Source organism: Kribbella sp., assembly GCF_035687465.1.
Classification (GTDB): domain Bacteria; phylum Actinomycetota; class Actinomycetes; order Propionibacteriales; family Kribbellaceae; genus Kribbella.
Map to the genome: position 1 here is coordinate 1 of NZ_DASRXP010000373.1, position 10,441 is coordinate 10,441.

Annotated in this window: 10 protein-coding genes; 5 read left to right on the forward strand and 5 right to left on the reverse strand. The window is 67.9% G+C overall.

The window, feature by feature from the left end; translation table 11 throughout:
• The 3 genes from VFG33_RS19490 to VFG33_RS19500 form a co-directional block, all read right to left on the reverse strand.
• Positions 1–1,080, reverse strand: a 1,080-nt coding sequence (locus VFG33_RS19490) for a hypothetical protein (protein WP_325054333.1), incomplete at its 3' end; no start/stop codon positions are given.
• Positions 1,077–2,477 (reverse strand): GT4 family glycosyltransferase PelF, encoded by a 1,401-nt coding sequence (pelF, locus tag VFG33_RS19495; RefSeq protein ID WP_325054334.1) that lies wholly within the window; start codon positions 2,475–2,477, stop codon positions 1,077–1,079. The genes pelF and VFG33_RS19490, both read right to left, overlap by 4 nt.
• Entirely contained in the window at positions 2,462–4,642 is a 2,181-nt protein-coding gene (locus VFG33_RS19500; protein WP_325054335.1) for a hypothetical protein, read from the reverse strand. Before VFG33_RS19500 ends, pelF begins: the two co-directional genes overlap by 16 nt.
• A 201-nt stretch (positions 4,643–4,843) precedes the next feature.
• On the opposite strand from VFG33_RS19500, the gene galE reads away from it, so the two are divergent.
• The 4 genes from galE (at position 4,844) to VFG33_RS19520 (ending at position 8,297) form a co-directional block, all read left to right on the forward strand.
• The gene (gene galE / locus VFG33_RS19505) at positions 4,844–5,821 is read left to right on the forward strand and encodes a UDP-glucose 4-epimerase GalE (RefSeq protein WP_325054336.1); all 978 of its coding nucleotides are present in this window, start codon (positions 4,844–4,846) and stop codon (positions 5,819–5,821) included.
• A gap of 87 nt (positions 5,822–5,908) precedes the next feature.
• The gene (locus VFG33_RS19510) at positions 5,909–6,406 is read left to right on the forward strand and encodes a SigE family RNA polymerase sigma factor (RefSeq protein WP_325054337.1); all 498 of its coding nucleotides are present in this window, start codon (positions 5,909–5,911) and stop codon (positions 6,404–6,406) included.
• 23 nt (positions 6,407–6,429) lie between these two features.
• The gene (locus VFG33_RS19515) at positions 6,430–7,227 is read left to right on the forward strand and encodes a hypothetical protein (RefSeq protein WP_325054338.1); all 798 of its coding nucleotides are present in this window, start codon (positions 6,430–6,432) and stop codon (positions 7,225–7,227) included.
• On the forward strand, positions 7,227–8,297 hold the full coding sequence (locus VFG33_RS19520) for a hypothetical protein (protein ID WP_325054339.1): 1,071 nt from the start codon (positions 7,227–7,229) through the stop codon (positions 8,295–8,297). The genes VFG33_RS19515 and VFG33_RS19520 overlap by 1 nt, the downstream gene beginning before the upstream one ends.
• A gap of 62 nt (positions 8,298–8,359) precedes the next feature.
• On the opposite strand, the gene VFG33_RS19525 is transcribed toward VFG33_RS19520, so the two are convergent.
• Positions 8,360–8,998, reverse strand: a complete 639-nt coding sequence (locus tag VFG33_RS19525) for a TrmH family RNA methyltransferase (RefSeq protein ID WP_325054341.1) — start codon at positions 8,996–8,998, stop codon at positions 8,360–8,362.
• Positions 8,999–9,076: 78 nt separating this feature from the next.
• Between VFG33_RS19525 and VFG33_RS19530 the strand changes: the two genes are divergently transcribed.
• Positions 9,077–9,784: a DedA family protein gene (locus VFG33_RS19530; protein ID WP_325054342.1), complete on the forward strand. Its 708-nt coding sequence runs from the start codon at positions 9,077–9,079 to the stop codon at positions 9,782–9,784.
• Between the two features lie 19 nt (positions 9,785–9,803).
• Here the strand turns inward: VFG33_RS19530 and VFG33_RS19535 are convergent, their stop codons facing one another.
• Positions 9,804–10,271, reverse strand: coding sequence for a hypothetical protein (locus VFG33_RS19535; RefSeq protein ID WP_325054340.1), 468 nt, complete (start codon positions 10,269–10,271; stop codon positions 9,804–9,806).
• Between the last annotated feature and the right edge of the window lie 170 nt (positions 10,272–10,441).

Below are 10,441 nucleotides of genomic sequence, written 5' to 3' on the forward strand. Positions count from 1 at the left end.
CACCGTGAGTGTCACCACCACCCCGAGATAGCCGCCGACACAACGCAGGATCGCGCCCCGGATGGTCTGGGCGAACGCGGCTGCCGAGTTGGTGGTTTGCAGGGCCAGGCCGGACCGTCCGCGATAGACCTCGAGCTGCCACTCGGCCATCAGGACGCCACCGACCAGCGGAGTCAGGGTCAGGCCGAGGCCCGCAGTACTGTCGACCAGGCCGTCGAGGAGGCCCAGTGTCAGTAGGAGGGCCAGGCAGAGGCCGTAACCGGCGTACAGGCGGCTGTCTGCCAGCACGGTGCGCTTGACGGGACGGCTCGCCGTCCGTCCGCTGCGGCAGAGCCAGAGGGCCGCGATGACGGTGCCGAGAACTGTTGTGGCAATCCCCGCCAGGACGACTGTGCGGGGTAGCCAGCCGAAGGCCAGGTCCGGTGCGGCGACCAAAAGACCGGGCAGTAGGACTATCAGCATCAGGCCGGGCCGTTGCAGGACCACGCCGATCGACGAGGCCAGGACATAGGCGATCTGACCAACTGCTACCCCTGCGACATAACCGACCGACGGCAACTGCCAGCCGATGAGTCCTGCTCCGACCAGCGCGGGAATCAGTGCCAGGACTGCCAGATCGCGCATCAATCGGCGGGCCTCGGGCAAGGAGCCCGCACTGGTCAGGGCATAACCGGCGTACGCGACGCCTTGTCCGGCGGCCCAGCCATAGGCGACCGAAGCGAGCAGGAGAAGGACTTCCAGCGGAGCGCTGCGGCCGCCCATCGCCGACCCGGTCAACAGCGCGGGCAGGACGAAGACGAGTCCGCGTTGCAGCGTCGGGACCAGCTTGACCCGGGCGGCGACCGGAGCCACCGCATACCTGACGGCTTGCATCCGCAGCCCGGGCAACAACTCGGCGCCGAGTACGAAGACGTCCGGACGGCCATAGCGTTCCACGGCCGTGCGGTCGCTGATGCCGTTGGCTTCCAGGGCCGCGGCGACCTCGTAGGCATCCACTGGCGGAGCAACACCCGCCCGCTCCACCAACTCTGATGCCTGTTGGTGACGGATCCCCGGCAGCAATACGCAGTCGGCGCTCATGCGGAGATGTCCAGCTCTTCGTTCGAAGCAGCCGCGTACAGCATCCGGTACGTGTCGATCGACCGGTCCAAGGTGAAGTTGGCCAGCGACCGTTCACGAGCAGCGCGTCCGATGCGGTGCCGCAGCTCCGAGTCCTGCAGGTACAGCAGGCAGGCCTTCGCGAAAGCCTCGGGATCGCGCGGCGGCACGACCGCGCCGGCCTCAGCCACGGCTTCCGCAGTACCGCCGACATCTGTTGAGACCGTGGCGCGGCCGCACATCATCGCCTCGATCACCGTGTACGGCATCCCCTCGGAGATGCTCGACAGCGCCACCAGATGCCCTGCCTCGAAGGCGATCCGGGACGACGGCACCGGGCCCTCCAGTGTCATACCGTCCAGCACCCCCAGTCGTTCCCCCAGCGCCAGGCAGCGCTTCTCGTAGTCCACGTTGGTGTCCGGGGTCGGCCCGAACAGCCGCAACTTCGCCTCCGGCAACGTCTCCCGCACCAGTGCGAAGGCAGAGATCAGCGTCTCCAGGTCCTTCAGCGGATCCACCCGGCCGACCCAGCTGATCGTCGGCACCTCGGGCTCGTCCTCGATCGCGGTGTACAGCGCCGGCTCGACGCCGTTGTAGATCGGCACCACCGACGCTGCGTCCGCACCCAGCCGGTGTTCCCACCGTGCGTTGAACTTGGCCACCGGTACGACGAAGTCCGCCGAGCGGTACCCGAGTTCCGCCAACTGCCGGAGGAAGCCGAGCACGATCGTCTTCACCCCGGACGGGTAGTGCAGTTCCCGGAAGGCCAGGTACCGCTCCCGCAGGTAGACGCCGTGCTCCGACATCACCAGCGGCGTACCGCGGCGCCACTTCTCGGCCAGTCCCACCAGCGTGGGCAGGCCGTTCGCCACCGCGTGGGTGAGGCCCAGCCCGGGACCGAGGTCGACCTTCAGCGGCAGCAAGGATCGCTCCACCAACTCGGCCGCCACGATCGCCTCGTACACGGTCAGCGGCTCGTCCCCCGGCCAGACGTCCAGCAGGTCGCCGGCCAGGTCGCAGGCCCGCAGGGACCGGGCGAAGTCCCGGCCCTGCGCGGCCCGGGCCAGCTCCCGCAGGCCCCATTCGAACGTCACCGGCTGGGACAGCACCGAACCGGCCAGCACCGCCCTGGCCGCATTGGCGATCAGAGCATGCTGCCGTCCCCGCCGGGGGGTGGCGGCCGGACCCCAGAGGGGGAACGGCCGCACCTCCGCGGCGTTGTCGGGCAACTCCCAAGTCTGCTTCTCGGTTCCGTTCGCCACCAGCGTGAGGAGCCGAAACCGATGTTCAGGTAGCCCACGGATCAGCTTGTCGCACCACTGGCTGACACCGCCTTTGACGTAGGGATAGGTACCTTCGTTGATCAGCGCGACGTCCATGCCCCGCGCACTTCGCCGGTCTTGAGCGGTCCGATCTTCGCCGGCTGCTGGAGGCCGGGCTCAACCTGCTGCGGCTGTGCCGCGAGCGGCGCCACCGTGGTCGTCTGGGCCGCCGCCGGAGCTGCCGGCGGGTAGCCCTTCCCGGACGGCAGGGTCATCTTCTGCGAACCCAGCCAGCCCAGCGACACGTAGTCCGACCGCTCACCCGCGTACGCCGTACCGAACGGGCAGGTGAAGAGGTTCAGCAGACCACAGGGAATCTTCGTGGTGTCCGGCACCGTGATCGGGATCGGGATGTTGTTGCTGGAGTTGTTCTGGACCGTGACCGTGGTGCCGACGACGTACGCGGTCACGTTCTGCTGCTGGTTCTTCCAGGTCGTTGCCTGTTGCAACAGCGTTGCCGACTCCTTCATGGTCGGGTGCAGCAGCGGGCTGTTCGCGGCGTAGGTGGCGGTGAAGCGACCCAGTACGCCGTCCAGCACGGGGTACAGGATCCTGTCCTCGGTGATGTTCGACTGGTGCGCGTAGTGCGGCCGCGGATCGTTGCCGAGCACATGCCGCAGCGCGATCCGGACCTCGAGCGGGACGATGTAGTTTTGGAAGCCGGTCACCGTGCTCTGCGGCGTGATGCAGGTGGTGGTCCCGGGGTTGTCCTCACAGATCCCGCTGCCGCCGTTCGCGCGGCTGGTGTAGATCCAGTTGTACTCGTCCATCTCCTCGGCCTCGGTGGCCACGTTGTAGAAGATGTTCATCGGGTAGCGCGGCACGGTCAGGGCGCCACCGATGGAGCGCTGGTCCTTCTCCCGGGACGCGTCCGAGGCGATGTACTTGACGCCACGGTCGTTCAGCGCCGGCCCGAGGTTCGGGTTGTCCACCGCCATCTGCGGCAGCGTCTTCAGGCCCGAGTGCTCACCGGTGACGAGCTCGGTCTTGTCCAGCTTGACACCGTTGGTGGTGGCCCAGTCGGTGTTCTGCTTGATCTCCGTCGAGATAGTTGCCTTAGGCATGTACTGGATCGCGCCGGTGCCGTTGGTGGCACACTTCCACGGCACCACGGTGAAGTCCTGCACGCAGCCCATGTACGGGTGCGACCAGGTGTGGTTCAGCCAGCGGAACGAGGCCCTGTCGGCCTTCAGCTTCGCCGTCAGGGCGGTCGCGGTCGCCGTCCCCTCGCCGTTGTAGGTCATGTCCAGCGGCATCCCGGTCCGGGTCTGCCAGGCCTTCAGGTAGTCCACATCGGCGTTGTTCATCAGGATCGGCGCGTTGAGCGGTGTCCCCGCCGGGCAGAGGTCGCCGGGCGTGCAGTTCGCCGTCTTGTCCCAGCGCAGGTCCTCGAGGAAGACGTCGTCGATGTGCGCGGAGAAGTAGTTGCGCTCGTAGCCCAGGTGGATCCCCCGGGTCATCCAGCTGATGATGCCGTGGGCAAGGAACTGGAACTGCTCCTGGAACTCGTTGTAGACGAAGGTGAGGACGAGCTCCTCACGCCCGTCCTTGGTGTACACCCCGACCAGGGAACCGGTCTGCGAAGTACCGGGGATCGGTGCGCCGACCAGCGTCTTGAAGTTAGCGCCGGCCAGTGGGGTGGCCAGGTAGCCGTAGCTCTCCGAGACGCTGGGATCCGCGTCCTCGAAGGGCACCGGCCCGTCCAGGTAGCGCAGGTCGGCCGCCTTGCCCTCGGCGGTGGCGGTCGCGGTGATCCCGTCCAGGGAGCCGATGTAGCCCGGGTCGGCGGCGTAGTTCAGACCGACGGCTGGGTTCGCCCAGGTCGAGGCGTCCACCTGACGAATGGCGAAGGAGCGCTCGAAGGTCTGCAGAGCGGTCAGCTCGGCCGCGCTCAGACCCGCGGGCGCCTCGTTCGGCACCACGACGGCCTGGTACTTCGCTCGCGGGGTGCTGCCGACCTTGTCGGACAGGAACGCGGTGGTCAGCGTGGGCCGCCCGGCAGCGCCGAGGTCGACCTTGGTGAACGGCACACCCTCGGCCGCGAGCTCGCTCGCGATCGCCTCGACCGGGGCGCTGCCGTCGTTGACGACCAGTACCTTCAGGTCGATCCGCGGCGTCACCGCGGCGACAGCGCTTGGTGCGGGCGCCAGCAGGCCGACGCCTACCAGGGCCACTGCGGCGGCCCAGGCGCCGCGTCGTACGGATGGACGGATGGACTTCACTTCGGCCCCCATGAGTTTTGGACGGTTGCCGCGCAGAACGCGGCATCGTTCATGGTGTCCGGTCCAGACCGCTTGCGAATCGGGCCGCTGGTGGAGACGCGTCTCATCCATCTGCAGTACTCCGCCCACCCCGGAACGCCTGCTTCCGCCTCCCCCGCGTGCACGTTCTGCCCGGGACGCCGGGGAATCAGGCTGGAGACCATGACCTCGACTTGGCTCGTCACCGGTGGCGCTGGGTACATCGGCGCTCACGTCGTGCAAGCGATGACCCGGGCCGGCCGACGGGTAGTGGTAGTCGACGACCTGAGCACCGGCTCCCCTACCCGGCTGCCCGCCGGCGTCCCGCTGGAGACCTGCTCGGTCCTCGACACCGCCACCCTCGCGGCCGTGATGACCCGGTACGACGTGACCGGCGTGATCCACCTCGCCGCCAAGAAGGCCGTCGGTGAATCCGTGGACCTGCCGCTGTACTACTACGACCAGAACGTGCGCGGAACCGCCAGCCTGCTGGAGGCGATGCGAGCCACCGGCGTCCGCAATCTGGTGTTCTCCTCCAGCGCCGCCGTGTACGGCGTACCGCCGGCCGGCCTGGTCACGGAATCGACCCCGACCCTGCCGATCAACCCGTACGGGACCACCAAGCTCGTGTGCGAGTGGCTCATCCGGGACGCCGCAGCCGCGCAAGGGCTTTCGTGGCTCAGCCTGCGCTACTTCAACGTCTGCGGCGCGGGAAGTCCGTTATTGGGTGATCCCGGCACCGCCAACCTGCTGCAACTGACCCTGCAGGCGCTGACCCGAGATGTGCGGCCGAAGGTGTTCGGCGACGACCACCCGACACCCGACGGCACCTGCATCCGGGACTACATCCACGTCGCCGACCTGGCCGATGCCCACCTGGCAGCGGTCGAGGCGCTGCTGGACCGGGACGGCCTGGCCGACTACTACAACGTCGGCACCGGCGAGGGAGCCAGCGTGCGCGACGTAGTCATGGCGGCCCAGCACATCACCGGCATCCACCTGCCGTACGAGGTCGTCGCCGGCCGGGCGATCGATCCGCCTGAGGTGGTCGCCGATCCCGCCCGGATCATGGCCGAACTCGGCTGGAAAGCGCAGTACGGACTTCACGAGATGATCGAGTCCGCCTGGGCGGCGTACCGCCCGGCTCCGGTCGCCGTCTGAGAAAGTTCACCGGACTTCGACTGCAACAAGATCCGGTCTAGCGCGCTCTAACTCTTCCGACGGGCAAAACCGAGCGGAAGGGCGACCGTGAGTGTCGATCTCGAGGACTTCACCGAATTCGCGGCGGTCCGCGGCGCGCAACTGTTCCGGATGGCGTACCTGTTGGCCGGGGACCGGCACGCCGCCGAGGACCTGACCCAGAGCACTCTGGGCAAGCTGTACGCCGCCTGGAACAGGGTTCGCCGGGCCGACAACCCGGTCGCGTACAGCCGGACGGTGATGGTCCGTACCTATGTCGCCGGCCGGAAGAAGACCAGCCGCGAGCACCCGACGGACGTAGTACCGGAGTCGGGCGACCGCGACCGTGACACGGCACTCCGCCTCACCCTGTTCGCCGCGCTGGCAGAACTCTCCAGCCGGGACCGGGCGATCGTCGTCCTGCGCTACTGGGAGGACCACAGCGTCGAAGGCACCGCACAGATCCTCGGCGTCAGCGCCGGCACGGTGCGGACCCGCAGCCACCGCGCGCTCGCCAAGTTGCGGGTGCGGCTCGGCAGCGACATCAGCGAGTTGAGCGGGCTGTGAGCCCCGGAACAGAAGGACCTCCGATGACTTTTGAGACCGAACTCCGCGACCGGCTGCACGCCGGCGTCGACCAGACCGAGATCGACCTCGGGGCACTGCTCGACGGCAGCGTCGCCTATGGCACCCGGGTGGTCCGCCGGCGGCGGCTGTTCCGGATCTTCGCCGGCGCGGCGACAGTCGCAGTACTGGGCGGTGTCTTCGCCCACGCGGGTTCGCTGAACGGTCCTCCTGACGACGGCATCCCGGCCAGCACGTCGACCACGGCGTTGCAGGAGGCCATCACCCCGCAGGCGGCGTTGAAGATCCTCCTCGAGACGTTGCCGACCGCCGGGCAGAAGGGCGACTTCACCGGTTGGCCGGAGGGGATCGGTACGCAGGACGGGCTTTCCGCCAGTCTGGGGTACACGGACGGCGGAAGTACGGCCACCGTGACCATCTCGCTTCTCAATCACCGGTTCCCGCCCGAGTGCGTCGCAGGCGCCGACCTGAACTGCCGGATCGACACATTGGCAAACGGCTCCAAGCTCCAACTGGTCGAGAACCAGAGCTCCGGCAGCAGCGGCAACTACAAGCACCTCCAGGCGAACCTGTATCGCAAGGACGGGCTCGTCATCACGCTGTTGTCGGAGAACCGGGAGGAATACAACCCGGGCACCTCACCGTCGCGGCCACCCCTCAGCCTCGCCCAACTGAAGGCCGTCGTGATCAGCCCACGCTGGCAGCGGCAGGTCAACCCCGCCTTGGTCGACGGAGCCACCGGCCTCTTCACGCCACGACCGTTGACGCAGCCCTCCAGCCCCGCCGCCAAAGGAAGTAAGTGATGACGCACCTCCGTAGGACAACTGTCACGACCGGCCTGACCGTCGCGGCCCTGGTGCTCGGCAGCGGCCCGGCCCTCGCCGCGCCACTCGACTGGACGGAGACCCCGACCGGGCTGAAGGCGCTGCTTCCTTCGGCCATCGAGTACGGCAGTGGAGCTCTGTGGACTGTCGGTGCCCTCGACAGCGAAGAGGGTTTTCGGCCGATAGCAGCCCGGTGGGACGGCACCAGCTGGAAGACGACCCCTCAACCGGTCGACTCCGGGCGGTTGCTGGATGTCGCCATCGATCGTGCGGGCAGAGCCTGGGCCGTGGGGTTTCAGCAGCCTGGCGGCCCTCACGCCCCAAGCAGGCTCCTCGTGCAGCAGTGGAACGGTAGGGGCTGGAAGGTCGTCCCGGCGCCGGCCTTCTCTGACGGTGACAGCCGTGAGTTCGTCTCAGTGGGGACGCTGGGGAGCCAGGTCTGGATGCTGGGCTCGAGAGTGAACGCCGACGGCGCGACCACCTTCGTGTACCGGTACGACGGTAAGAAGTGGACCGCGGTCAACGACTCCGTGGTCGGCACACCGGCGTATCCGTGGGACATCATGCCGCTGGCTCGCGACAACGTCTGGGTGGCGGCGGACGACGGGATCAAGCACTATGACGGGCGCCGCTGGCAGGCGGCCGAACTGCCCGGTGACACCTCCGAAGTCGACCTGCTCAGCCTGGCGGCGAACGGTCCGAACGACATCTGGGCCGTCGGGCATCGCGACGACCCGAAGCTGTGGAGACGTCCGGTCGCCTACCACTACGACGGCTTGGCCTGGACCGAGGTGAACACCCCGGTGGAGTCAGCCGGGCTCACCTCGGTGGACCTGGTGAACGGTCGGCCGGTCGCCGTGGGCGAGACCGGCACGGGTGGGGCGTACCTGCTCCGCCTGACCGGTTCCGGATTCGTCCGGGAGGCAGATCCAGCCGGGGCAGCGTTTCTCTCGAGCTCCACGGTCGGCGGCGGTCGCCTGTGGATCAGCGGCGCCGGTGACGGCTCCGGCTCGACCGACAGCTACGTGGGTTTCACCCGGATCCGCTAGTTCTCGACGCTTACGTCCGAAGAACTGGAGACCAGTCCCGCCAGTTCTTCGGACGTAACGGGTTATTGGGGCTTCTGGTCGTAGGTGTGGCGGCGGATCCAGGCGTGCATGGCGATGGCTGCTGCCGCGCTCGCGTTGATCGAGCGGGTGGAGCCGAACTGGGCGATCGACAGCACGTCGGTGCAGATCGCGTGCGCCTCTTCGGTCAGGCCCGGGCCTTCCTGGCCGAAGAGCAGGACACACTCCGCGGGGATTTCGTACGTCTCCAGCGGGACGGATCCGGGCAGGTTGTCGATACCGATCACCGGTAGCCCCTGCGTTCCGGCGTACGAGGCCAGGTCTTCCAGGCGCGGGTGGTGGCGGACGTGCTGGTAGCGATCCGTCACCATCGCGCCGCGGCGATTCCATTTGCGGTTGCCGACGATGTGGACCTCCCGGGCCAGGAAGGCGTTCGCGGTCCGGACCACCGAGCCGATGTTGAGATCGTGCTGCCAGTTCTCGATCGCGACGTGGAACGGGTGCCGCTGCCGGTCGAGGTCCGCGACGATCGCATCCAGCCGCCAGTAGCGGTACTTGTCCACCACGTTGCGGCGGTCGCCGTGCGCCAGCAGGTCGGGATCCAGCCGCGGATCGTCGGGCGGATCGCCCACCCAGGGACCCACACCGACCTCCGGGGTGCCCACCAGATCGGCGCCGACCAGGTCGTCGACGGGGTTCGGGTCGGGATCTCGATTAAGGCGCTGCACAGGTTTGGACGCTACCCTGTCCGCGTGCTTCCTATGATCGCGATGCTGATGCCCAACTGGATGGACCCGGAGTTCCTGCTGAACTGGCTGGGCGACTGGGCCCTGTGGGGTACGGCCGCGGTCATCTTCATCGAGTGCGGACTGCTGTTCCCGATTCTGCCGGGCGACTCGCTGCTGTTCGCAGTCGGCCTGTTCATCGCGCTCGGCAAGATCGACATCCCGCTCTGGCTGGCCTGTGTCGTGCTGACGGGGGCGGCGTTCCTCGGCAACGTGTCTGGCTACTACATCGGCCGGGTGCTCGGGACCACGCTGTTCAAGAATCCGAACGCCAGGTTCCTGAAACCGAAGTACCTCGAGCAGACGCACGCCTTCTTCGACAGGTACGGGCCGCGGGCGCTGGTGCTGGCCCGCTTCGTGCCGATCGTGCGGACCTTCATCACGCTGACCGCCGGCGCGGGCCGAATGGACCAGAAGAAGTTCTTCTTCTGGACCGGGATCGGCGCGGTGCTCTGGGGCACCGGGGTCACCCTGCTCGGGCACGCCCTGGGCAAGATCGACTTCATCCACGCGCATCTGGAGACGGCACTGATCCTGCTGGTCCTCGTCTCGCTGATCCCGATGGTGGTCGAGTACGTGCTGGCCAGGCGGCGTGAGCGGGCCCGCAAGGCAGCCGGTGGCGACAGCCCGTACGACGAGCCCGCCGAGCGCGCCGCCGTGATGGACAGGGTCAACAACGACTGATCGTCAGTGCCCGAACGGCTCAGTGACCGAAGGGAAAGTGTGGATCTGACCACACGTAGTCGGTGCTGAGTTCGGTCAGGGTGGCTACCCCGACCTGACCGCACGGCAGTGGCCCGACCATCTGACCGGATCCGAGTGAACATGCCACCCGGACCCGGTCGGCCGCCTGGTACCAGACCAGCGCCCCCCGTGGCGCCGCCCCCTCGCGCAGGAGGGCGTGATGGTCGAGCCACTTCAACGCGTCCGCCGGATCGTGCCAGCCGCTGTCCTGGGCATAGCCGAACGCCATGCGCTGGAATTTCAGCGACCAGTCCTGCCAGGCCGTCGAACCCACGCGCTCCAGCTGCCAGTCCAGCGCAGCCTCGGTGTCGCGCGGGTTGGCCACCCGCTCCGCAATCCGGTGCTCCACCACAATCTCCCCCCGGGCCGTGCATTCCCCCACCCCGCGGCCGCTGCCGTGGCACGCAAAATACTCACCGGCCGGCATACAGCGCTGATACATTCCGCACCGCGGTTCCGGAGAGGAGCCGAAGGCAAGTACCGACGGTCAGCGGCGGTCAGCTGACGGCGAGGTCGACACCCAGTTCGGCAAGCTGTGCACGGGATGCGGCCACCTTGCTGTCGTTGCCGACCTGCTGCCAGGCGCGGGCCGCGCGG